Below are 24116 nucleotides of genomic sequence, written 5' to 3' on the forward strand. Positions count from 1 at the left end.
AACCCTATAGTGAATCCAATTTAAAAAAGAATTCCATCAGTAATCACTGGTTTAGGTTTGACGGTTAGTATTTTGCATCACGCTCATGGGCTGCTAGGAATTGTCCCTGCTCACCCAAGATATCTCGATAGTAAGTTTCGAACATCAAGATATTTTGTACGTAACCACGCGTCTCTTTAAACGGAATCATCTCGATAAAAGCAAACGCATCCAACTTGCCCTCACTACGAGAGCGCCACTGTTTTACTCGATGTGGACCCGCATTGTAAGCCGCTAAAGCGAAGATACGGTTGTTGTCGTATTGATTCAGCAAACCATCAAGATAATGGCTGCCAATCTCAATATTTTTCCCAACGTTATAGAGGTCCTCACGTCCTTGATACTTCAGCTTGTACTTCTTAGCCGTGTATTTGGCCGTCGCAGGCATAATTTGCATGATCCCGCGTGCACCAACCGGAGATTGAGCCTCGCTATCCAGTGCGCTTTCTTGACGCGCTAACGACATCAAGGTCACAGGGTCGATGTCATGCTTCTCAGCGTAGAAGTTGAACCACCACTTATGCGCAACAGGAAAGCGTAATTCCAGGTTGTCCCACATTTTGGCAGAAATGCTCGCGGTAACCGTTAGGTGATTCCAACCTTGACGAGAGGCGTACGCAGCCAGCATGGATTTCTGCTCTTTACTTGAGTTTGCCAGCAACCAACGCCACTCACTCTTAGCCGCAGCAATTTTATCGCGTGTAATCAGTTCATCAATACGCACCAGAGCGGTATCAAATGGCTTTACAACTTGCGAATTATACGTCAATGACGACGTTTCATAGCGCACTGGTTTATCAAGCTGCTTTGCCGCAGCAACGCTGTAGAAATTACGCTGACCAAGAATATCAGTGAGTCGTTTAGTGCCCTCAGTTTCTTGCCCCGATGCTAGCTCAGCTCGTCCACGCCAGTACTGCCAACGAATTGAACTTTGGTGCTTATCATCTAGCTTGCTAATCCAGTGCTGCAAACCTGCCCAATCTGCATGTTGAATCGCAAGGCGAGCACGACGCTCGATCAATACTTGCTTAGAGGAGGTCTCTATTGCTTGATCTCGCCAAGCCATCATCTCCTCAGAGTCGGTATTGATCAGACGAAACGCGAGGTAATCCGCCAGTTGCTGAGTCTTCTCTTTAGAAAAATTCTGGCCTTCGATCACTTTATCAAATGCCTTCTGTGCCGCTTTGGCATCTTTGCGTGCCAGCTTCTGAAACCCTAGCTCGGTCTGCTTTTGATAGAACTCGTTCACCTTGTGCTTTTTAGCAAAGCTCGCCACACTCTCCGGCTTGCTGAACAGGGCTTTCATCTCTTTGCCTTGTTTGGCAGCCTTGTCGCTATCAAACTGCTTGAGCAGATAATTCATCAGCTTGCCGTTACGCTGTTCAAAAGCCAGTAGCAACCTATCAAGAATCAACTCATCGCTACGCAGCCCCGCTTTATCCCAGGCAGAAAACAGGGGATCACAGCTATCATCAACGCCGTTACCGCTCAGCCATAGCTGCTTCGCGCCCTTGTAAGCTAGTTCATGGTTTCCTTGCTCATAGTGTGCTCGGTAATAGATACACTGATACTTTTCACCAGTCGGTTCTTGAGTTTGAAATTCGAGAATAGTCGACCACTTTTTCTGAGACTCTAACGACGCCAAATAGGGTGCTCGAATACGATTAGAGAATGGAAGACCTCGGTTGCTCTCGATAAATGTTTCAACCTCTTGCGGAGTTCGCTTACCCAGGTCAATCAAGAAAGCCCGATAATCCATATACGGCGTCAAAGGGTATGTTTGAATTTTGGATCGCAACTTGGCATATGCCTTAAGGTCACGCTTATCCAATACGTCTTGTGCTTGGTCGTATGTATCACGCTGCATTTCTAGCTCAGAAGCACGGCTCGCCATAGCCTCTGGAGCCAATAGAATAGAAGGCAAAACTACTGATGCAGCAACAGCAATTTTTCTATTGAGAAGTCGGAAAAACATTCGCTCTTTCCTTAGTGCGTGTTTGAATACGTGACGGCTATTTACGCCCTACATCACATCAAATGTAAAGAGTTTGAGTGTAAATATTATTAAAGTTTAACACTTCACCTCAAAAGCGTTTGAAATCTGCTTTTAGTGAGATTTTTGACAATAAAAAGCCAAGATTTATCCCTGAAAAGCCTTTTCATCTCGGGGAGTAACATCTTTGGACAGATTGGTATAAAATAATCGTTTATTTTGAACAATAAGTAGGAACGATCGGCAATGGCTGAATACGTATATACCATGTCGCGAGTGAGCAAAATTGTGCCACCAAAGCGTCAAATTCTGAAAGACATCTCTCTAAGCTTTTTCCCTGGTGCCAAAATTGGTGTTTTAGGTCTGAATGGTGCAGGTAAATCAACACTGCTACGTATCATGGCCGGTATTGATACAGACATCGATGGTGAAGCTCGTCCACAGCCAGGTCTAAATGTAGGTTACCTACCTCAAGAGCCTGTTCTTGATGAATCTAAAACAGTTCGTGAAATCGTTGAAGAAGCTGTTTCAGACGTTGCTGGCGCAATGAAGCGCCTAGACGAAGTATACGCAGCTTACGCAGAACCAGACGCTGACTTCGATGCGCTAGCAAAAGAGCAAGGTGAACTTGAATCTCTAATCCAAGCAAAAGACGGTCACAACCTAGAGAATGCTCTAGAGCGTGCAGCAGATGCACTTCGTCTTCCTGAATGGGATGCTAAGATCGAACACCTATCGGGTGGTGAGCGTCGTCGTGTTGCTATCTGTCGCCTACTTCTAGAGAAGCCAGACATGCTTCTACTAGACGAACCAACCAACCACCTGGATGCAGAATCTGTAGCGTGGCTTGAGCGCTTCTTAGTGGATTACAACGGCACTGTTGTGGCAATCACCCACGACCGTTACTTCCTAGATAACGCAGCTGGCTGGATCCTAGAACTTGACCGTGGTGAAGGTATTCCATGGGAAGGTAACTACACTTCTTGGCTAGAGCAAAAAGATGCGCGTCTACAACAAGAAGCGTCTCAAGAGAAAGCTCGCCAGAAGACCATCGAGAAAGAACTTGAGTGGGTTCGTCAAAACCCGAAAGGTCGTCAGTCTAAATCTAAAGCGCGTATGGCTCGTTTTGAAGAACTACAAAGCGGCGATCGTCAGAAGCGTAACGAAACTAACGAGCTATTCATCCCGCCAGGTGAGCGTCTAGGTGACAAAGTTATCGACGTGAAGAACCTGACTAAGTCTTTCGACGGACGTGTTCTTATCGATGACCTATCGTTCAGCATGCCTAAGGGTGCTATCGTTGGTATCATCGGTGCTAACGGCGCGGGTAAATCAACGCTATTCAAGATGCTAAGCGGCACAGAACAGCCTGATTCAGGTACTGTTGAGCTAGGTGAAACAGTGAAACTGGCTTCGGTTGACCAATTCCGTGACAGCATGGATGACACGAAGACGGTATTCCAAGAGATCTCTGAAGGCGCTGATATCATCAAGATCAACAACTTCGAAATCCCAGCTCGTGCATACTGTTCTCGCTTTAACTTCAAAGGTTCAGACCAACAGAAGATTATCGGCGAGCTTTCTGGTGGTGAACGTAACCGTGTTCACCTGGCTAAGCTACTTAAGACTGGCGGTAACGTACTGCTACTCGATGAGCCAACCAACGACCTTGATGTTGAAACACTACGTGCGCTAGAAGAAGCACTACTAGAGTTCCCTGGCTGTGCAATGGTTATCTCGCACGACCGTTGGTTCCTAGACCGTATCGCTACGCATATCATTGACTATCGTGATGAAGGTCAAGTTAACTTCTACGAAGGTAACTACAATGAATATATGGAATGGTTGAAGAAGACTCTTGGTCCTGAAGCAGCTGAACCACACCGTATCAAATACAAGCGTGTAACTAAGTAAGTTTCGCTTGTAATTTATTATAAGGCCGCTAAATTAGCGGCCTTATATGATACGACATTCCAAACCTATAGATGAGGAAGTATCTATGATAGAAAGGCGTCGATTCTCAAGGATTGTTTATCAAGTCGCTACCAAATTAACCCAAGATACCTTAGTGGTTGATGGCACGATACAAGACTTGTCACTACAAGGCTTACTGATAGATTGTGAAAACCATCATCAATTAGACCATCACTTGCCTGTTCAACTTAGTTTTCAATTAACAGACAGTGATATCGACATTCAACTAGAAGCCTCTATTGTCTCTACCATCAATACCTCAGTGCGCTTACGCATAGAGCATTTAGATATTGATAGTATCAGCCACCTTAAGCGCCTTGTGGAGCTGAACGTTGGCGATGATGAGTTACTTTATCGAGAAATAGAACATCTAACAGATTTAGGCGAAGAGTCTGCCGAATAGAGCACGCTCTTCGAATCATTTTTATTTAATACGTCATCATGTCTCAGAAAATTTCGATTACTGTTCCTTCTAACCAAGGGGAGCAGACATTTTACTTCGGCCGTAAAGCCGTGCTCATTTGTACCTCTGCAATCTTTTCCGTTCCCCTTTTAATTAGCGGTGCAATCTATCTACATTACGACGGTCAGCAGAAGCTATCTGCATCTGAGCAACACGCCTCTGATCAGGCCCATGATGCACAGAAGCTGATCGAGACTTTGATTGTTGAGAAAGACAATATGGAGTTTATGTATGATGAGCAGATTGAAACCAATCACTCATTAGCACAAGCTCTAACAGAAAAAGAAGGCACTATTCAACTGCTCGGCAAGCGTGTATTCGACGTTGAGTCAGTACTTGGCCTTGCCGATGAAGAACTGGTTAACGATGAGACCTCTCTTGAAGAGCGAATCGACGCTGCGGCCATTGACTCGGCGGTACGTGCAACCATGTTCCGCTTAATCCCTAACGATAGCCCAATGGCTTATCAGCGCATCTCATCATCATACGGAAGTCGTATCAATCCTATTACAGGCAAGCGTCATACTCACACCGGTATCGATCTCACCTGTAAGCGCGGTGAAGATATCCTTGCTCCTGCTGACGGTGTCATTGAAACCGTGCGCCCGAGTAAGAAAGGCTTTGGTAACTTCCTGACCATGCGCCACTCTTTTGGCTTCATGAGCTCTTACGCTCACCTGCAGAAGTTTAAGGTTCGCAGCGGTCAGTTTGTGAGTAAGGGTGATGTGATTGCAAGCTGTGGTAACTCAGGAAACTCAACCGGCCCACACCTGCATTACGAAGTACGCTTTTTGGGGCGCTCTTTGAATCCACAATACTTGATGGATTGGACACCAGAGAACTTTAACTACGTATTTGAGAAAGAGAAGAAGGTGAAGTGGGGACCTCTGGTTCAGCTGATCGATAATGTTGTACGTCTGCAAATCAACCTGACTAACGTGCCTTACACCAACTCATCGATTGAAACCGTATCAAGTGATGAGACCAAGGCAAAGACAACACTCGCAACCAACTAAGGATTAAGAGCTTTTAGCCTATGATGATCTTTTTACCTACAATAGGCCAATTACTTTTAAATCAATGATAGTTAAATAAAAAAAGAGCCACCTAAATTAGGTGGCTCTTTTTCTATCTATTCTTGACTCAATATTATTTGAGCTAACTCCAGCGCAGGCTAGCCGCGATGAATCGAGTCATGTGCTTGCTTAAGAAGACTTTGGCTCTCTTGCAAGAACTGCTGAGAGTAATCACCAAACCACTCGCTCACTTCATTAAAGCTTTCCACGAATTGAGCTTTATCTTTGCCTTCCAGAATCTTCAGAGCTTCACCAAAGCAGTGGTGGAAGCGGCGAATCATCGCAATGTTCTCGTCTGAGGAGAGAATAATATCCCCGTACAGGTTCGGGTCTTGGGCAAACAGACGACCAACCATCGCAATTTCAAGACGGTAGATTGGTGAACTCAATTGAAGCAGGCGATCAATATTCGGGTTCTCTTTACTTAGGTGTAGGCCGTAAGCAAATGAAGTAAAATGGCGCAGCGCTTGGATTAACGTCATACCGTGATCGTGTTCTTGAGCATCCATGCTGCATAGGCTTGCACCCCAGATAGCGAATTGCTCTAACAACCATTGGTAGCTTTCTTGACCGCGGCCATCGCTGTAAACAATCACCTGCTTTGCAAGGCTTGGCACATCCGGGCCGAACATTGGGTGTAGACCCACTACAGGGCCTTGGTGAACCGCTAACATGCGTTGCAATGGCTTAGACTTGATCGATGTTAAGTCACACAGAATACAGTCACTAGGCAAGTTGCCCAGCTTATCAATCACGCCTTCTGTCAGATGGATTGGAACTGTAACTACAACAAGACCAGCATCTTTCAGCAACTCATCAGCCTTGTCCCAGTCTCTACTACCTAGCACTTTTACATCGTAGCCAGATAGCTTGAACATACGCCCAAATAGACCACCCAGCTGGCCGTTACCACCGATAACAACAACTGAACGCAGTTCAGGGTTCAGACACTTAAAGCCCGAATCCTTTTCACTTGCGTACGACTCACGCATAGTACGACGCAGAATGTCTTCAATAAGCTGTGGCGGCACACCTAATTTTTCAGCCTCTGCACGGCGAGATGCAAGCATTGCAGCCTCACGCTCAGGCACATAAATCGGTAAACCGTGCTCGCTTTTCACCTCACCTACTTTCTCAACCAGCGCCAAGCGCTGAGCAAGAAGCTCTAACATCTGTTTATCGACAACGTCAATTTGGTCGCGTAATTCGTTCAGTTCAACGGCCATTCTTCTTCCTTTCTAATCCTTAAGCCTCGATTTGTGCTGGCACTAGCCTTTTAGACGATTTTCCAAGAATGGGACTAGTTCCGTGTGTGCACGCTTCAATAGTGCCTCAGTTGAATCCCAATTGATACACGCGTCGGTAATTGAAACGCCATATTTCATCTGATCGAGAGGAATGTCAGAAGATTGGTTGCCCTCGTTAAGGTGACTTTCAATCATCAAACCGATAATTGATTTGTTGCCTTCACGAATCTGGTGGATTACGTCTTCAGCAACCAGTGGTTGACGACGGAAGTCTTTGCGAGAGTTAGCGTGGCTACAATCAACCATAAGTGCAGCACCTAGACCTGCTTTTGATAGCTCTTCTTCACACTCATGCACCGAAACAGAATCGTAGTTGGTCTGCTTACCACCACGAAGGATCACATGGCCATTTGGGTTACCTTGAGTTGTAAGTAGCGCAACTTGACCTTCACGGCTGATACCCATGAAACGGTGGCTTGAAGAAGCCGCTTGCATCGCGTTAATCGCAGTACCTAGGTTGCCATCAGTACCGTTTTTGAAGCCGATTGGCATAGATAGACCACTTGCCATCTCACGGTGAGTTTGAGATTCAGTAGTACGAGCACCGATCGCCGCCCAGCTAAATGTGTCTGCTAGGTATTGTGGGCTGATTGGGTCAAGAGCTTCAGTCGCTAGTGGGATTTCCATCTCTGCCAGTTCAACCAGCAGTTCACGACCAACGTGAAGACCATGCTCGATATCAAATGTGCCGTCTAGATGCGGGTCATTGATTAGACCTTTCCAACCAACAGTTGTACGTGGTTTTTCGAAGTACACGCGCATTACGATGTACAGTTGATCACTTAGCTCTTCAGAAAGTGCTTTCAGGCGTTTTGCGTACTCTTTAGCAGCTTCAACATCATGAATCGAACAAGGACCACACACCACTAGCATACGGTGATCTTTCTTGTGGATGATGTTGGCGATAGTTTGACGAGACTCTTGAATAAAACGACGAGCATTATCACTCAGAGGTAATTTTGCTTTTAACTCGTCCGGAGTAATCAGTACCTGTTCGTCGATGATATTGACATTGCTTAATTCACTTTTCTGCATAACTCAACCTGTATTCTTTTCTTTACACCCAAGCAACCAATATGGGCTAACAATCTTTGAAAACTAAAATAACAGCTATAGAAACGATTGCAAGTGTAAATAATAAAAAACATTTAATGTAAAAATAAATTTACACCTAAGATTTATGGAAAGAAAACAAGAAAAGGGTTAGAAATCAGTCTTTATAGATACAAAAAAGGCGATATTTCTCATATCGCCTTAGCAAAACTTAAAAAGTGTCTATTTATTGCCCGTTATCTAAAACACGCTTCATCTGCTCAGAAGCCTCTTTCCATCGAACATCTGACTGTAGCGTTGAAAGGTCGAAGGTGTGTTTTTTCAATAAAGAGTGCGCAAGGGGAACACTTTGTATCTCTAGCTTATCTAAAGCCTCTATTTGTGCATCTCGCTTATTACACATCAACACCATGTTACATCCAGCATCCAAGGCGGCTTGCGCTCTTTGTGCCGGACCACCCATGATCGCCGCACCTTCCATCGTCAAATCATCAGAGAAAACTAGCCCTTTAAATCCAAGCTGTTTTCTCAACACCTCTTGTAACCAATAGTGTGAACCGCTGGCTGGTTTATCATCATAGTGAGAAAAAACCACATGTGCAGGCATCATCGCATCCAAAATGCCAGCCTCAATTTGAGCCTTAAAGATCGCCATATCAGTTTCAAAGATATCTTCTCTTGGATCATAAGGTGTCTCTAGGTGAGAGTCTGCAATCACACCGCCATGACCTGGAAAGTGTTTGCCCGTCGTAGCCATTCCGACGCTTTTCATCCCACGGATAAAGGCGCTACTGTGACGAACAATAGTATCGATGTCCTCACCGAAGGCACGATTACCAATCGCTTTGCATTGATGACCTTTGTCCAATACTGGCGCGAAGCTCAAATCGATATCATGAGCCACTAATTCTGCTGCCATCAACCAACCAGCTTGCTCAGCCAATTGTTCACCGTTGTTGTGTTTGGCGAACTCTTGCGCTGCAGGAATAATGGAGAAACCATCGCGAAAGCGTTGTACTCGGCCGCCCTCTTGATCGACACCTATGAGAATAGGTCGTTTAGCCGCTTTTCGGATCTCTTTGGTGAGTGCCGCTAGCTGCTTGCTGTCATGATAGTTACGAGCAAAAAAGATCAACCCACCTACGGTTGGGTGCTCAAGAATTTCTCTATCTTCAGCAGTGAGCTCGCAGCCTTCAACATCTACCCACAACGGTCCCATATTTATCCCTTACTAAGCCAAAATTGATAATCTTCACGAGATTATTCCGTTTGAATTTGCATTACAATGTTTTTAATTCACGGTCAGAAGAGTTTAGGAATGGATCATAAAGAGCTATACATCGGGGTTATGTCTGGGACCAGTATGGACGGTATCGACACCGCTTTGGTCAGTATCGACGACCAGCAAATTAGGCTGATTGCCCACGACGAATTCCCTATGCCCGAAGAGACAAAAAAACAGCTGCTTGATGTCTGTATCGGCCAGCAGACCAACCTGATCGCGATAGGCGAGCTTGACCACCAGCTTGGTCATTTGTTTGCAGATGCGGTTCTACGGCTGCTATCAAAGCATGATATCTGCGCCTCTCAAATCACCGCAATTGGCAACCATGGCCAAACCGTGTTTCACCAGCCTAGTGGGAATCACCCATTTACTATGCAGTTAGGTGATGCCAATATCATTGCGACGAAAACCAATATTGATGTTGTAGCCGATTTTCGTCGCAAAGACATGGCGTTGGGTGGACAAGGAGCCCCTTTGGTACCTGCATTTCATCGAACCATATTTGAGGCCAAAGAGAGCAGCGTAGTGGTACTGAACATTGGTGGAATATCGAATATTTCAGTACTTCAACCAGACAAACCAACGCTGGGTTATGACACAGGCCCGGGCAACATGTTGATGGATGCTTGGATAAACAAACACTGCGGTAAAAAGTACGACCAAGATGGCGAGTTTGCTCGCAGTGGCCAAGTAAATTCGGCGCTACTGAATTTACTGCTTGAAGAAGCCTACCTTGCCGAGCTACCACCGAAAAGCACAGGGCGAGAGCTGTTCAATCTGCCGTGGCTAGAAAACAAATTAAAGTCATTGCCAGCAATATTGGTACCCGATGTACAGCGCACCCTTTGTGAGTACAGTGCCATCACCATAGCTAATGAAGTCGTGAAGCATCAATCTGGCTCATCCCCTGCCTTATATGTATGTGGTGGAGGTGTCAGAAACCCACTTTTGATGGAGCGCCTTGCGAAGCTGCTTCCTGACTGGCAAGTGAGTTCGACTTCCGCTAAAGGAGTCGATGCCGATTACATGGAAGCCATGGCATTTGCATGGCTGGCTCAACGTTACGTACATAAGCTACCAAGCAACCTTCCCGAGGTGACAGGAGCTTCACAAAGCGCTTCTCTTGGCGTGCTGTACCGCGCAAACTGACCATCAATAGAGATTAGATTTAAGGATATTTATGAGTAACGACGCTCTTATTTCAGCACTATCACACTTAGTCTCTGAGGGTAGAAACCCTGAAACCATGGACATTGATCTGCTCTCCTCTCTGGAAGTAGTAGAGAAAATCAACCAACAAGACAAACAGGTACCACTCGCCATCGAAAGTGAGCTACCACAGATAGCCAACGCAGTTGACCATATCGCCGACGCCTTTCGTAACGGCGGTCGCCTTATCTATATGGGCGCTGGCACCAGTGGCCGACTCGGCGTACTCGACGCTTCAGAGTGCCCGCCGACATTTGGCGTTTCCGACCAGCTCGTTATCGGACTAATTGCAGGAGGCCCAGAAGCGATATTAAAAGCAAAAGAGGGAGCAGAAGACTCACTCACTCTCGGTGTTGAGGATCTTAAAGCCATTCACTTTAATGCCAAAGATGTCGTCGTTGGCATTGCAGCGAGCGGTCGCACTCCGTATGTGATTGGTGCGCTCAAATACGCCAATGAGATTGGCGCGACCACGGTGTCACTCTCTTGTAACCCTGACTCACCTATCGCTCAGTTGGCTAAAATTCCTATCAGCCCAGTGGTGGGCCCTGAAGCGCTCACTGGCTCGACCCGTCTCAAATCAGGCACCGCTCAAAAACTGGTGCTCAACATGCTGACCACTGCCAGTATGATCCGCATTGGAAAAAGCTATCAAAACCTAATGGTGGATGTTAAAGCCACCAATGAGAAACTAGTGGCGCGCGCTGCCCGTATTGTTATGCAAGCTACAGATTGCGACAAAGAGGTAGCAAGAGAAACGCTTGAGAAGACCAGCTACGACGTGAAACTGGCAATTTTAATGATACTCACCGGGCTAGAGCTAGAAGTCGCGAAGCAACAACTTAAGAAGCAAGATGGATTTCTTCGTAAAGCGGTTGAACATAACCAGTCTAACTAGCAAAGACTGAATACAAAAAGCACCGACGAATCGGTGCTTTTTTGATGATGTGTATCAGCTTAGTGCTCGTTCGAGAACTCATCCCAGCCTCGTTGCCACTCCATACGAAAGCGCTGCGCATCTTCAGTACCAGAACAGACACCTTCATAAACCTGACCAGAAAGACCGATCTGATAAGCATAGTTAGGGTTACAGTATTCACTGACACCTTGGTAGTAACCTTCGCTGTATGCCGCTTGATCGACTGCGCCTAGCTTAGTCATCTCAGAATAGGAACGCTGAGTGTTACCTCTTACGCCATCACGGTAGCCAATCTCTTGCCAATTTCCCTCAGCTGCTAAGTCTTGCACGTTTGTCGCGCACCCTGCCATACCTAGAGCCAATAGCAAGGCTACGGTTACTTTCTTCATTTGAATCCCTTATCTTCTTATTATTCATTAGGTGCTATCACTAGCCGACGTATCTCGATTCTCCGCTTAACCCGCTAAAATGTCCACAGCTTCCCCTAAGTCGCCGCTTAGTTCGAGACAAAACCACTTACCCTGACACCCAACCGCTTAACAAATCTGAAAACCACTCAATCAACCACAGCGCCACTTAAATCGCTATACGACCACTAACGTCTTAAGCACAAGCTTCTCGCCAACTGCTCGCTTATTATCCACCCTGACTTAATTAATACATTCAGGGATAACAGATTATGATGTGGTTTCTAACCTGTGTTGCGGCACTCATCGGCGGTTACTTTCTTTATGGCACTTTCATTGAGAAGGTGTTCGGCATAAACGAAAAACGCCAAACTCCGGCTCATACAAAACAAGATGGTGTGGATTACGTTCCAATGTCGACACCAAAGGTTTACCTTGTGCAACTGCTTAACATTGCAGGTGTTGGTCCAATCTTCGGCCCTATCATGGGTGCCTTATACGGCCCAGCAGCAATGCTTTGGATTGTGCTCGGTTGTATCTTCGCAGGTGCCGTGCACGACTACTTCTCAGGTATGCTATCTATCCGTAATGGCGGTGCTTCGGTTCCAACCATCACAGGACGTTACCTAGGCAATGGCGCAAAACACTTTATGAATATCTTTGCCATTGTTCTGCTTCTTCTTGTGGGCGTGGTATTCGTATCAGCTCCAGCAGGCATGATCACGAACCTAGTAAACGACCAAACTGACTTCGCGATGTCTGCAACAACGATGGTTGTGGTTATCTTCGCTTACTACATCATCGCAACAATTGTCCCTGTTGATAAAATCATTGGTCGCTTCTACCCACTGTTCGGCGCGCTGCTTATCTTTATGTCTGTTGGCCTAATCACAGCAATTGGCTTCTCTGATGAACACCAAATCATGGGTGGTTTTGAAATCAGCGACATGTTCACTAACATGAACCCGAACGACCTACCACTTTGGCCTGCTCTATTCATCACTATCGCTTGTGGTGCTATCTCTGGCTTCCACGCAACTCAGTCTCCACTAATGGCGCGTTGTATGGAAAATGAGAAGAACGGTCGCTTCGTATTCTACGGTGCAATGATTGGTGAAGGCATCATCGCTCTTATCTGGTGTGCACTTGCACTATCGTTCTTCGGTTCAGTTGAGTCACTATCTGAAGCAGTAGCAAATGGTGGTCCAGGTAATGTGGTATACAGCGCTTCATTTGGTCTGCTAGGTGTATTTGGCGGTATCCTTGCTTTCCTAGGTGTGGTTATCCTACCAATCACATCTGGTGACACAGCATTCCGTTCAAGCCGTCTTATCCTTGCTGAGTACTTCAACATGGAACAGAAGACACTGCGTAACCGTCTACTGATGGCGCTACCGCTGTTCGTTATCGGTGGTATCCTGACTCAAGTTGATTTCGGTATCATCTGGCGCTACTTCGGTTTTGCTAACCAATCAACAGCAGTAATGATGCTGTGGACAGCGTCAGCTTACCTACTACGTCACAACAAACTGCACTGGGTAACGACGGTTCCAGCTATCTTCATGACGTCTGTGTGTATCACATTCATCCTGAACAACAGCCAGCTGGGCTTCGGTCTACCAATGCAAATCTCAACTATCGTTGGTGTGATTAGTGCACTAGGTGTTGCAGCTTACGTGATTAAGATTTCAAAAGGCAAAGGCGAAACTGACCTTGCTGATGAAGAAAAAGAAGCAAAAGGCGTAACAAAAACAGCCTAGCTTATCGGGTGCAAACCCCTTCGCTTGCTCCAACTTAAATTAAGGTTGGAAACTCTACAAAGCCCATCCTAGTGATGGGCTTTGCGTTACTGGGTAGATGACCCTTAAACTATACCTATAACCAATGCGGTATTACCTCGTGCATAAAGCTTATGTCGCTTCGCCTCAACCCATACAGAACTTTTTATTAGTGGATATATGGAACTGATTCTCTCGCTACTTCAACAAACCTGTGTCTATTTGGTACTGGCTTATATGATCAGCAAAACACCGCTGATCCTGCCACTGCTGAGTATCTCTTCACGACTCAGTCATAAAGTCAGTTGTTATATACTGTTCTCACTGTTCTGCATTATGGGCACTTACTTTGGCTTGCAGATCAACGATGCCATCGCTAACACACGCGCAATGGGGGCTGTAATGGGCGGCCTGTTTGGTGGGCCTGTAGTTGGCTTTGCCGTCGGTTTAACTGGCGGTATCCATCGCTACACCTTAGGTGGCTTCACAGACCTTGCATGTGCCATATCGACCACAGCAGAGGGCTTAATCGGTGGCTTACTGCACGTCTATCTGGTGCGTAAGAACAAAGCGAGTCAGCTGTTCAATCCGATGGTGGTGTTTTCCGTCACCCTGTTTGCTGAAATCATTCAGATGCTGATTCTGTTAGCGGTCGCTAAGCCATTCGCCCAAGCCTACGCTCTGGTGTCCGACATTGCAGCGCCAATGATCATTGCAAACTCAGTCGGTGCTGCGCTGTTCATGAGCATCATCCAAGACAGAAAAACCATCTTTGAAAAATACTCTGCGACCTTTTCGCGCCGCGCACTGACCATTGCCGAGCGCTCGGTTGGTATTCTTCATGGCGGCTTTAACTCAGACAACGCACAAAAGATTGTTCGTATTATTTATGAAGAGACCAACGTTGGCGCAGTGGCAATTACCGATAGAGAGAAGATTCTCGCGTTTGTTGGTATTGGCGATGAGCACCATATCCCTAATACTCCGATCTCGTCTCAAAGCACTTTAACGGCAATGGAGAAGAACGACATCATCTACTTAGATGGCAAAGAGAACCCATATCAGTGTTCCCTCTCAGCAGATTGTAAGCTAGGCTCTGCTTTGATTATCCCACTGCGTGCGGGGAACGAGGTTGTCGGAACCATCAAACTCTACGAGCCGAAGCTTAAACTCTTTTCGACCATCAATATGTCGATGGGTGAAGGTATCGCTCAGCTGCTATCGAGCCAGATTCTGTTTAGCAACTATCAACAACAGCAAACCTTGCTGACGCAGGCTGAAATTAAACTACTGCATGCGCAAGTCAATCCACACTTCTTATTCAATGCTCTGAATACTATCAGTGCAGTCACAAGGCGTGAACCAGATAAAGCGCGAGAGCTGATTCAGCATTTATCACACTTCTTTAGAAGTAACCTCAAACAGAACATCAACACCGTCAAACTGAAAGATGAGTTAGCGCACGTTAATGCCTACCTCACGATCGAGAAAGCGCGTTTTACCGATCGCTTAGAAATTGAATGGGATATTGACCCTCAGCTTTATGAGGTCGAACTACCAAGCTTTACCCTTCAACCTCTGGTTGAGAACGCCATCAAGCACGGGATATCTAATCTTCTTGAGGGGGGAACAGTAAAGATCTATAGCGAACTCCATCAAGGCAACTACCGAATCACAGTGGAAGACAACGCAGGCAGCTACGAAAAGCCAAGTAGCGATCATGTAGGCTTAGGTATGGAGATCGTGGACAAACGCCTAACCAATTTCTTTGGACAAGACTCTGCTCTAAAAATAGAATCTCAGCCACAGCAATTTACGCGTATGAGCTTTATCATTCCAAAGGCGCTGTAACGCGCGATTCAACATAACAGCGTATACTGACACAGTAGATTGGAATTAAGGTAATTGGATGTTAAAGGCATTAGTCATAGATGATGAGCTGTTCGCTCGTGAAGAGTTGATTGAGCTGCTCACTGAAACAGAAAAAGTGGATGTGATAGGTCAAGCGAGTAATGCCATCGAAGGGCTAAAGCAGATCAACCACCTCAAACCAGACGTCGTTTATTTAGACATTCAAATGCCGCAGATCACCGGTATCGAGCTACTGAGTATGCTCGACCCTGAGAACATGCCCTACGTGGTGTTCGTTACCGCTTACGACCAATATGCGATTCAAGCCTTTGAGGATAACGCCTTCGATTACCTCCTCAAACCGGTTGAACCATGCAGACTAAACAAAAGCGTTTCACGTTTATGTAAGGTGATTAAGCAGAGCCAACAACCGCCTGAACAAGACATCAATGCTATTGCGCCATCACACTTGGAGCAGATTCCGTGTATCGGTCACAACCGCATTGTGATCATGGCAAGCCAAACGGTCGAGTGCGCCTATTCTGACCTGAGTGGTGTTCACGTTCGCAGCGCGTCACAAACCGCCTCTTCTCAACTGACTCTAAAAGTCCTGGAAGAGAAGACCGATCTGATCCGTTGTCATCGACAATATTTGATAAATATAAAAGCGATCCAAGAGATCAAGCTTCTGGAAAACGGTCTTGCGGAGATCATCACTCTAACTGGCTTTGAAGTACCTGTTAGTCGTCGCTACCTGAAGACTCTCAAAGAACAGCTTGGTATCCACTAACCTTTTCGTTCAATGTACTTCAACTCACTGACAACAAGATCAAAAAAGCCAACGCAAAGGTTGGCTTTTTAGTTCAAAACTTTCATCAAACGCGATGATTAATCAACTTGTTTAATCTGAAGCTCTTTTGGTACTTCGAAGAACATGTTCTCTTCGCGGCCTTGGATCTCTTCGATACCTTCAGCACCTAGCTCGCGGATACGATCTAGAATTTGATTAACCAGTTCTTCTGGCGCCGAAGCACCCGCCGTCACGCCGACTTTCTTTTTACCTTCAACCCACTCTGGTTGAATGTCTTCTGGGCAATCCGTTAAGTAGCCTGGAGTACCGAGCTTCTCAGCCAGCTCTTTCAAGCGTGTTGAGTTTGATGAGTTCTTAGAACCAACAACAATCACCACATCAACATCGTTCGCCATATCACGAACCGCATCTTGACGGTTTTGTGTTGCATAGCAGATATCGTCTTTACGTGGGCCTTGGATCTCAGGGAACACGCGACGCAACTCTTCGATCACATCAGCCGTCTCATCAACAGACAGTGTTGTTTGGCTTACATAGTGAAGGTTGCTTGGATCTTTGACCACTAGCTTTGACACATCTTCTGGTTTCTCAACCAAGTACATGCCACCAGTATCGCTAGCGTATTGGCCCATGGTACCTTCAACTTCAGGGTGACCTGCGTGACCAATCAGAACCACTTCCATATTTTTACGGCTCGCACGAGCCACTTCCATATGTACTTTGGTTACCAGAGGACAAGTCGCATCAAAAACCGTTAGGTCGCGCTCTTTGGCCTCTTTACGAACCGCTTGAGACACGCCGTGAGCAGAAAAGATAACAATGCTATCGTCTGGCACTTCATGAAGCTCTTCCACGAAAATCGCACCGCGCTGTTTCAAACCTTCGACAACAAAACGGTTGTGCACCACTTCATGACGAACATAAATCGGTGGTTGATACAATTCCAGTGCGCGTTCTACGATACTGATCGCTCGATCAACACCGGCACAAAATCCACGCGGATTAGCTAACATTATTTTCATTTTATTGCTCAGTTCTTTTATTGCGAATCGCTTACAGCGCGACCAAGATCATTCTACAGTTCGCGTTTAGCGAAGCGGGCATTCTACAGGGAAGCGCAAAAACAGTGAAGCTTCGAATTGTTGGCAAAGATGAATCGCCGTCTATTCTACCGCTAAGATATTAACGTCAAACGTCACGTCTTGGCCTGCCAGTGGATGGTTAAAGTCCACAGTGACAGAGTCGCCAGCAATGTCAGTAATGATGCCTGGAATTTCCATACCATCACGACCAGAGAAAGCCATGATAGTGCCGACTTCAATCTCAGTGTCGCCAGCAAAACGTGCGCGATCCATGTGATGAACATTATCTGGGTTAGGCAAACCGAACGCATCTTCTGCTTTTAAATCAATCGACTTTTGCGTACCCGCTTCAAGTCCTAATAGGCACTGCTCAAAGTTCTCACTCAAGCTACCATCACCCATTACAAATTTAGCTGGCTTGCCCATGTTTTCAGTACTGTCAGCAACGGAACCGTCTTTCATCTTAATCGTAAAATGAAGTGTTACTGCTGAGTCATTCTTAATTGCTGTCACGTTACTTTCCTTGGGTTGTATCAATTATTATTTTTCCTCACAGAGAATAAACAAAAAGCGCCGCCGGAATCAACCGACAGCGCTTAGGGCTATTATATTCTGTGAGTCATTAAGTGACTTGTAGAGCTTATTTGCTCTCATCCTTTTTGCGGAATCCATCTAAGATGATCATCGCAGCACCGATACAGATACCCATATCAGCAAGGTTAAATGCAGGCCAGTGGTATGTGCCCCAGTAGAAGTCTAAGTAATCCACAACAAAGCCGTGAACAACTCGGTCAAATACATTACCTACCGCACCACCAATGATGATTGCATAAGCGATGTTATTCCACTTCTCTGTCGCCGGCAGTTTGCTCATCCAGTAGGTCAGCATACCCGTAACTACAAACGCGATACCTGTGAACAGCCAACGTTGCCAGCCACCTTGATCACTCAAAAAGCTGAAAGCAGCACCGTAGTTATGAACATACAAGAAGTTAAAGAATGGCAATACCTCAATACGGTTTGCCCAGCCGTAACCCATATTGTCCATCACAAACAGCTTGATGCCAATGTCCGCGAGAAAGACCAATAAAGCCAGCCATAACCAACGTACGCCCGACTGCTTTAGTGAAAAATCACTCATGCTTATTCCTATAAATCTATGAACTTCTCTATTCTATACAGCGAGATGCACACATGAAAGACCAATATGATGGCTGAACCTCCATCCGCTTTGATGTTGCGCGCCACTGCATAAAAATGACCAGCCGTATCACTCGGCATTTTATCCCAGCTAAAAATAACCCCAGTAGATACTGGGGCTATAAAAACTAAGCAAAGTTCAATTAATCACTGCTTTAGATTATGCGAACTTACGCACTTCACCTTCACCAGCAACGTTAGTCACACAACGACCACACACTTTCTCGTGACCTTCGATTGTGCCAACGTCTGGCGTGTGGTGCCAACAACGGTCACACTTCTCGTTCTCTGTCGCTGCAACTTCAACGAATAGACCTTCAAGGTCTGTCGCTTGTGCTGCATCGCTCTTCTCGCTTAGAGGCTTAACAACAGCAGCTGAAGTTAGAAGAACAAAACGTAGTTCGTCTTCTAGCTTGTTGATTTTCGCTGCTAGTGCATCGTCTGCGTACAGAGTCACTTCAGCTTGCAGTGCGCCGCCGATAGTTTTCTCTTTACGAGCATCTTCAAGAAGCTTGTTCACTGCGCCACGAACAGATTGGATTTCAGTCCAGAATTCGTTGCTTAGCTCTTCGCCTTCCGCTAGGCCAAATAGACCTTCGAACCACTCACCTGTGAATACGAACTTGTCACGTTGACCTGGCATTTCGTTCCAAATTTCGTCTGCTGTGAACGACATGATAGGTGCCATCCAACGAACCAGAGCTTCTACGATGTAGTAAAGCGCAGTTTGACAGCTGCGTTGAGCGTGGCCGCCCTTCTTCGCTGTGTACTGACGGTCTTTGATTACATCTAGGTAGAAAGAACCCATCTCGATAGAACAGAACTGCATTAGACGTTGAGTTACACCGTGAGTGTTGTACTCACCGTATGCTTTCACGATCTCTTCTTGTGCAGCTTGTGCGCGGCCTACAGCCCAACGGTCTAGTGCCACCATCTCTTCAGCTGGAACTAGGTCAGTTTCTGGGTTGAAACCGTTCAAGTTCGCTAGGAAGAAACGCGCTGTGTTACGAATACGACGGTAAGCATCTGCTGAACGCTTCAGGATCTCATCAGATACCGCTACTTCACCTGTGTAGTCTGTAGAAGCAACCCATAGACGCAGGATATCTGCACCTAGCTTGTTGGTTACATCTTTAGGTGCAACAACGTTACCGATAGATTTAGACATCTTACGGCCGTTACCATCTACTACGAAGCCGTGTGTTAGCACTTGCTTGTATGGCGCTTCGTCTTTCATCGCGATAGATGAAATTAGAGAAGATTGGAACCAACCACGGTGTTGGTCTGAACCTTCTAGGTATAGGTCAGCTTTGTTGCCGTTGTACTCTTCACGAGCGTCCACAACTGAGTAGTGTGTTACACCTGAATCGAACCATACGTCCAGCGTATCTAGTACTTTCTCGTATTTGTCCGCTTCTTCGCCTAGTAGATCAGAGATTTCTAGATCCCACCAAGCTTGAATACCTTTCTGCTCAACAAGTTGAGCAACTTGCTCGATAAGCTCAAGCGTGTTCGGGTGCAGTTCTGCTGTCTCTTTATGAACGAACAGAGCGATTGGCACACCCCAAGTACGTTGACGAGAGATACACCACTCAGGGCGACCTTCGATCATACCTTCGATACGGCTTTGACCCCACTCAGGCATCCACTCAACACCCTTGATTGACTCAAGAGCTTTAGCACGTAGGCCAGCTTGATCCATCGATACGAACCATTGTGGTGTCGCACGGAAGATGATTGGCGTTTTGTGTCTCCAGCAGTGTGGGTAACTGTGCTCGTAAGCGTGGTGATGTAATAGAGCGCCTTTCTCTTTCAGTACTTCAAGTACAGAGTCGTTCGCTTTAAATACGTGTTGACCAGCAAATAGCTCAGTGTCTGGTAGGTAAACACCGTTTGAACCTACTGGGTTTGCTACTTCTAGACCGTACTTGTTACCAACCGCGAAGTCTTCTTGACCGTGGCCCGGTGCTGTGTGAACCACACCAGTACCTGAATCCGTTGTTACGTGATCGCCAAGGATCGCAGGAACAGTGAAATCGTAGAATGGGTGGTTGAACTGAGTTAGCTCAAGATCAGCGCCGCTTGCAAAGCCTAGGTTATGGAAGTGCTCGATACCCGCACGATCCATTACGTCTTTAGCTAGCTCAGAAGCAACGATGATACGCTGTGCAGCTTGATCGCCATTCGCTTCTACTTGGATTAGAACGTATTCAAGATCGTCACGTAGACATACTGCGCGGTTTGCAGGCAGTGTCCATGGTGTTGTAGTCCAGATAACGATAGAGATATCGCCTTGGCCTTCGTGACCTTCAGCTAGCTTGAATTTAGAAACTAGCGCAGCTTCATCAGCCGCTGTGAATTTCACGTCGATTGATGGAGAAACTTTATCTTTGTACTCAACTTCCGCTTCCGCTAGAGCAGAACCACAGTCAGTACACCAGTGAACAGGTTTGAAACCTTTCAGTAGGTGGCCGTTGTCTGCAATTTTACCTAGAGCGCGGATAATGTTTGCTTCAGTGCCGAAGTCCATAGTGCGGTATGGCTTGTCCCACTCACCCATGATACCTAGACGTTTAAAGCTCTCTTTTTGACCTTCAACTTGGCCCGCAGCGTACTTACGACACTCTTCACGGAACTCAGAAGCAGAGATCTTCTGACCTGGTTTGCCTTTTTTCTTCTCAACCATCAGCTCGATAGGAAGACCGTGACAGTCCCAACCTGGGATGTATGGAGCATCAAAACCAGACAGAGTCTTAGATTTAATAATAATGTCTTTAAGAATCTTGTTTAGCGCGTGACCAATGTGAATATCGCCGTTCGCGTAAGGAGGGCCATCATGCAGTACGAAAGATTTTTTACCTTTCTTCGCTTTACGGATTTCGCCGTAAAGATCTTCTTTGTACCAACGCTTAAGCATTTCTGGCTCACGATTTGCCAGATTACCGCGCATTGGAAACCCTGTTTCAGGTAAGTTCAGGGTATCTTTATAATCACTCATCGATTCTTAATTCCGTTATATTGGGCGAAGTTAGACATTATGTTAATCGGTGGAATCAACCGATTAATTCTTTAGCTGACGCAGCCACACCCTTGCTGCTTCAGCATCCAATTCTATTTGATTCTTTAGTGCGTCGAACGATTCAAACTTTTTCTCGTCGCGCAATTTGTGCAAAAGACGTACTTCTAACTGTTTACCATATAAATTGGCTTTAAAGTCAAAAAAATGCACTTCTAGTTGCTGACGAACTCCATTTACGGTTGGTCGTTGTCCGATATTTGCAACACCACCGACAGGTGAACCATCGATGTCGACTGCTTCAACAACATACACCCCAGAGACTGGAGAGACACAACGTTTAAGTGGGATATTCGCCGTTGGGAAGCCTATAGTTCTTCCCAGTTTACGCCCATGAGACACACGACCACTGATACTGTAATCACGCCCTAACATGGCAGCGCTAGAGGTTAAATCGTCAACCGCCAGAGCATTGCGTATTTCAGTGCTACTTACACGCAGCTGGTTTAAGCAGAAGCTTTGGGTACTAACCACCTCAAAACCATATTTTTCACCCGCTTCTTTAAGCATAGCGAAATTGCCGGTGCGACCTTTACCGAAGCAGAAGTCATCACCCACCACTAAAAACTTCACACCAAGTTTGTCCACCAACAGATCTTTAATAAAAGCATCCGCCGATAGGTTCGCGAAGTAGTGGTTAAAATTAACACACAATAAACGACTAATATCCAGCTTACTCAGCTGCACGAACTTATCTCTTAAGCGAGTTAAACGTGCAGGGGCTTTGTCACGAGCAAACAGTTCCATGGGCTGAGGCTCAAACGTCATCACGACAGAGGGTAAGCCCAATGCCGCAGCTTGCTTGGATACCTGGCTCAGTACTTCCTGATGTCCTAGATGTACACCGTCAAAGTTGCCTATGGTTAATACACAGCCGTGATGCTGCGCTTTAATATTGTGAATGCCTCGGATTAGTTCCATTACGACCAGCTAAAATCTGTTATTTGCATCATTCATTGTGTGAAACCGACGGATTATATACTAATCAGTATTACTCTGTCGCTGCTTTTAAATGTTTTACTCGGATACCTAAAGCGAACACAGAGACAATATAAGCAAAGCCGCCAAGTGCAATCAAGCCAGTGAGCATAAGCGCTCGGTAACTGAAGCTCCACTCAAGCCATTGTTGCATACTCTCTAATTGCCATAAAATCACAGCAACCATTGCGCCACCCGCAAGTAAAAGCTTTCCGCTAAAGACTAAAGTCGTTTTCGTTAGGTGGTAAACGCCAGCTAAATGTAAGCCTCTATATAGCAGTGCCATATTGACAAAGGCCGACAGCGCGGTCGCAATCGCCAAACCTACGTAACCATAGAAATAAGCAAAGATGGCATTAAACACCATATTGCTTACCATTGCGATAATACCGTACTTAACTGGGGTTTTAGTGTCTTGGCGTGAGTAGTAACCCGGCGCTAGCACCTTAATCAACATGAAGTTAAGTAGACCCGACGCATAAGCGACCAGAGACATCGAAGCCTGCTCCACGTCATGAGGGCTAAACTCACCACGCATGAACAGCACCATCAACATAGGCTTCGCTAGCACAATCAAGCCGAACATAGCAGGAATCCCCAGCAACAGAACCATGCGCACCCCCCAGTCCATAGTATGAGCAAAGCCCTCACCTTGTGCATCGACATGTTTACGAGATAGCGCAGGCAGAATCACGGTTGCGATAGCAATACCAAACAAGCCTAATGGAAACTCTAAAAGGCGGTCAGAGTAATAAAGCCAGCTGATAGAGCCTGTAGCTAGGAAACTGGCAATAAAGGTATCAAACAGCAAGTTAATTTGGCTAACTGACACACCAAACAGCGCAGGGATCATCAAAGTACGGATCTTAACAACGCCAGGATCGCGCCAACCCCACTTAGGCTTAACTAAAACGCCCTCTTTAATTAAAAAAGGTAATTGGAACAGAAACTGAACCAAGCCGCCTAAAAAGACACCAATCGCCAATCCAATTTCAGGTTGCTCTAGATTCGGTGCAATGAAAAGCGCAGAGCCTATGATCATGACGTTTAAGAACACAGGCGTAAAAGAGGAGACCGCAAACTTACCTAAGGTATTAAGAATCGCCCCAGATAAAGCAACGAAGGTAATGAACCATAAATAAGGAAAGGTGATTTTGAGCATCAAACTGGCTAACTCAAATTTATGAGCCGACGGACCACCATTAAGCCAGTCGATAAACCAACCCGCACCAAACAGTGCTGTAATGGCACCAGAACCAATCACACCAACAAGAGTGACAATCGAGACCAGAACCCCGAGCGTACCAGACACCCTAGCTATCAATTCGCGAGTCTTATCTTTATCTCCCGCAGCGTGATACTCAGTTAGAACAGGAACAAAGGCTTGTGAGAAGGCGCCTTCAGCAAACAGACGACGTAGGAAATTAGGGATCTTATTGGCGAAGAAAAAAACGTCAGCACTGGCCCCAGCACCCATCAAATTGGCCACGACAACGTCGCGCACAAGTCCCAATACACGGGAAACAAAAGTCATCGCACTTACTATCATGCCTGACTTTAATAGTCGTTTACTCACAAAAACCTCTGACACTGATTGATTAGTTCTAAGCGAGGA

At 46.0% G+C, this 24116-nt stretch carries 19 protein-coding genes; 8 read left to right on the forward strand and 11 right to left on the reverse strand.

All coding sequences use genetic code 11. From position 1 onward, the window contains the following. Positions 1–64 precede the first annotated feature (64 nt). Positions 65–2014, reverse strand: a complete 1950-nt coding sequence (gene sltY, locus AC6R05_RS13465; protein WP_500647670.1) for a murein transglycosylase — start codon at positions 2012–2014, stop codon at positions 65–67. Positions 2015–2278: 264 nt separating this feature from the next. Here sltY and ettA point away from each other — a divergent pair, with 264 nt between their 5' ends. The 3 genes from ettA to AC6R05_RS13480 all read left to right on the forward strand — a co-directional run bounded on the left by ettA (position 2279) and on the right by AC6R05_RS13480 (position 5485). Further along, positions 2279–3946, forward strand: coding sequence for an energy-dependent translational throttle protein EttA (gene ettA / locus AC6R05_RS13470; RefSeq protein WP_032553197.1), 1668 nt, complete (start codon positions 2279–2281; stop codon positions 3944–3946). Between the two features lie 85 nt (positions 3947–4031). Then, positions 4032–4409 (forward strand): PilZ domain-containing protein, encoded by a 378-nt coding sequence (locus AC6R05_RS13475; RefSeq protein ID WP_032553196.1) that lies wholly within the window; start codon positions 4032–4034, stop codon positions 4407–4409. Between the two features lie 38 nt (positions 4410–4447). Continuing rightward, complete coding sequence (locus AC6R05_RS13480) at positions 4448–5485, forward strand: M23 family metallopeptidase (RefSeq protein ID WP_500647671.1); 1038 nt, start codon at positions 4448–4450, stop codon at positions 5483–5485. A gap of 158 nt (positions 5486–5643) precedes the next feature. Here AC6R05_RS13480 and tyrA read toward each other — a convergent pair whose 3' ends face one another. The 3 genes from tyrA to nagZ all read right to left on the reverse strand — a co-directional run bounded on the left by tyrA (position 5644) and on the right by nagZ (position 9124). Continuing rightward, positions 5644–6771, reverse strand: coding sequence for a bifunctional chorismate mutase/prephenate dehydrogenase (gene tyrA, locus AC6R05_RS13485; protein ID WP_500647672.1), 1128 nt, complete (start codon positions 6769–6771; stop codon positions 5644–5646). A gap of 42 nt (positions 6772–6813) precedes the next feature. Then, positions 6814–7887 (reverse strand): 3-deoxy-7-phosphoheptulonate synthase, encoded by a 1074-nt coding sequence (locus AC6R05_RS13490; protein WP_150895798.1) that lies wholly within the window; start codon positions 7885–7887, stop codon positions 6814–6816. A 244-nt stretch (positions 7888–8131) separates the two neighbouring features. After that, the gene (gene nagZ, locus AC6R05_RS13495) at positions 8132–9124 is read right to left on the reverse strand and encodes a beta-N-acetylhexosaminidase (protein WP_500647673.1); all 993 of its coding nucleotides are present in this window, start codon (positions 9122–9124) and stop codon (positions 8132–8134) included. A gap of 99 nt (positions 9125–9223) precedes the next feature. On the opposite strand from nagZ, the gene AC6R05_RS13500 reads away from it, so the two are divergent. Then, positions 9224–10339 (forward strand): anhydro-N-acetylmuramic acid kinase, encoded by a 1116-nt coding sequence (locus AC6R05_RS13500; protein ID WP_500647674.1) that lies wholly within the window; start codon positions 9224–9226, stop codon positions 10337–10339. A 31-nt stretch (positions 10340–10370) separates the two neighbouring features. Further along, positions 10371–11297: an N-acetylmuramic acid 6-phosphate etherase gene (murQ, locus tag AC6R05_RS13505; RefSeq protein ID WP_500647675.1), complete on the forward strand. Its 927-nt coding sequence runs from the start codon at positions 10371–10373 to the stop codon at positions 11295–11297. Positions 11298–11356: 59 nt separating this feature from the next. On the opposite strand, the gene AC6R05_RS13510 is transcribed toward murQ, so the two are convergent. Continuing rightward, positions 11357–11707, reverse strand: coding sequence for a DUF2799 domain-containing protein (locus AC6R05_RS13510; RefSeq protein WP_500647676.1), 351 nt, complete (start codon positions 11705–11707; stop codon positions 11357–11359). A 290-nt stretch (positions 11708–11997) separates the two neighbouring features. Here AC6R05_RS13510 and AC6R05_RS13515 point away from each other — a divergent pair, with 290 nt between their 5' ends. The 3 genes from AC6R05_RS13515 to btsR all read left to right on the forward strand — a co-directional run bounded on the left by AC6R05_RS13515 (position 11998) and on the right by btsR (position 16144). After that, complete coding sequence (locus tag AC6R05_RS13515; RefSeq protein WP_032553187.1) at positions 11998–13485, forward strand: carbon starvation CstA family protein; 1488 nt, start codon at positions 11998–12000, stop codon at positions 13483–13485. 198 nt (positions 13486–13683) lie between these two features. Beyond that, positions 13684–15354 (forward strand): LytS/YhcK type 5TM receptor domain-containing protein, encoded by a 1671-nt coding sequence (locus tag AC6R05_RS13520; protein WP_500647677.1) that lies wholly within the window; start codon positions 13684–13686, stop codon positions 15352–15354. A 58-nt stretch (positions 15355–15412) separates the two neighbouring features. Then, complete coding sequence (gene btsR / locus AC6R05_RS13525) at positions 15413–16144, forward strand: two-component system response regulator BtsR (protein ID WP_032553185.1); 732 nt, start codon at positions 15413–15415, stop codon at positions 16142–16144. Between the two features lie 98 nt (positions 16145–16242). Here the strand turns inward: btsR and ispH are convergent, their stop codons facing one another. The 6 genes from ispH to murJ form a co-directional block, all read right to left on the reverse strand. Beyond that, positions 16243–17199, reverse strand: coding sequence for a 4-hydroxy-3-methylbut-2-enyl diphosphate reductase (ispH, locus tag AC6R05_RS13530; protein ID WP_500647680.1), 957 nt, complete (start codon positions 17197–17199; stop codon positions 16243–16245). Positions 17200–17328: 129 nt separating this feature from the next. Continuing rightward, positions 17329–17760, reverse strand: coding sequence for an FKBP-type peptidyl-prolyl cis-trans isomerase (gene fkpB / locus AC6R05_RS13535; RefSeq protein ID WP_150895804.1), 432 nt, complete (start codon positions 17758–17760; stop codon positions 17329–17331). A 127-nt stretch (positions 17761–17887) separates the two neighbouring features. Further along, positions 17888–18388, reverse strand: a complete 501-nt coding sequence (gene lspA, locus AC6R05_RS13540) for a signal peptidase II (RefSeq protein WP_032553182.1) — start codon at positions 18386–18388, stop codon at positions 17888–17890. 219 nt (positions 18389–18607) lie between these two features. Further along, positions 18608–21445 (reverse strand): isoleucine--tRNA ligase, encoded by a 2838-nt coding sequence (ileS, locus tag AC6R05_RS13545; protein ID WP_150871002.1) that lies wholly within the window; start codon positions 21443–21445, stop codon positions 18608–18610. A 63-nt stretch (positions 21446–21508) separates the two neighbouring features. Continuing rightward, positions 21509–22444: a bifunctional riboflavin kinase/FAD synthetase gene (gene ribF / locus AC6R05_RS13550; RefSeq protein ID WP_150895806.1), complete on the reverse strand. Its 936-nt coding sequence runs from the start codon at positions 22442–22444 to the stop codon at positions 21509–21511. 70 nt (positions 22445–22514) lie between these two features. Then, a complete protein-coding gene (gene murJ, locus AC6R05_RS13555; protein WP_032553218.1) occupies positions 22515–24077 on the reverse strand; it encodes a murein biosynthesis integral membrane protein MurJ in 1563 nt (520 codons plus the stop codon). Between the last annotated feature and the right edge of the window lie 39 nt (positions 24078–24116).

This window comes from Vibrio sp. R11-SG3-ISO9 (assembly GCF_059834255.1).

Coding starts and splice junctions, on each gene's coding strand:
- sltY (WP_500647670.1), bottom strand. CDS start 2,014: ATGTTTTTCCGACTTCTCAATAGAAAAATTGCTGTTGCTGCATCAGTA.
- ettA (WP_032553197.1), top strand. CDS start 2,279: ATGGCTGAATACGTATATACCATGTCGCGAGTGAGCAAAATTGTGCCA.
- AC6R05_RS13475 (WP_032553196.1), top strand. CDS start 4,032: ATGATAGAAAGGCGTCGATTCTCAAGGATTGTTTATCAAGTCGCTACC.
- AC6R05_RS13480 (WP_500647671.1), top strand. CDS start 4,448: ATGTCTCAGAAAATTTCGATTACTGTTCCTTCTAACCAAGGGGAGCAG.
- tyrA (WP_500647672.1), bottom strand. CDS start 6,771: ATGGCCGTTGAACTGAACGAATTACGCGACCAAATTGACGTTGTCGAT.
- AC6R05_RS13490 (WP_150895798.1), bottom strand. CDS start 7,887: ATGCAGAAAAGTGAATTAAGCAATGTCAATATCATCGACGAACAGGTA.
- nagZ (WP_500647673.1), bottom strand. CDS start 9,124: ATGGGACCGTTGTGGGTAGATGTTGAAGGCTGCGAGCTCACTGCTGAA.
- AC6R05_RS13500 (WP_500647674.1), top strand. CDS start 9,224: ATGGATCATAAAGAGCTATACATCGGGGTTATGTCTGGGACCAGTATG.
- murQ (WP_500647675.1), top strand. CDS start 10,371: ATGAGTAACGACGCTCTTATTTCAGCACTATCACACTTAGTCTCTGAG.
- AC6R05_RS13510 (WP_500647676.1), bottom strand. CDS start 11,707: ATGAAGAAAGTAACCGTAGCCTTGCTATTGGCTCTAGGTATGGCAGGG.
- AC6R05_RS13515 (WP_032553187.1), top strand. CDS start 11,998: ATGATGTGGTTTCTAACCTGTGTTGCGGCACTCATCGGCGGTTACTTT.
- AC6R05_RS13520 (WP_500647677.1), top strand. CDS start 13,684: ATGGAACTGATTCTCTCGCTACTTCAACAAACCTGTGTCTATTTGGTA.
- btsR (WP_032553185.1), top strand. CDS start 15,413: ATGTTAAAGGCATTAGTCATAGATGATGAGCTGTTCGCTCGTGAAGAG.
- lspA (WP_032553182.1), bottom strand. CDS start 18,388: ATGAGTGATTTTTCACTAAAGCAGTCGGGCGTACGTTGGTTATGGCTG.
- ileS (WP_150871002.1), bottom strand. CDS start 21,445: ATGAGTGATTATAAAGATACCCTGAACTTACCTGAAACAGGGTTTCCA.
- ribF (WP_150895806.1), bottom strand. CDS start 22,444: ATGGAACTAATCCGAGGCATTCACAATATTAAAGCGCAGCATCACGGC.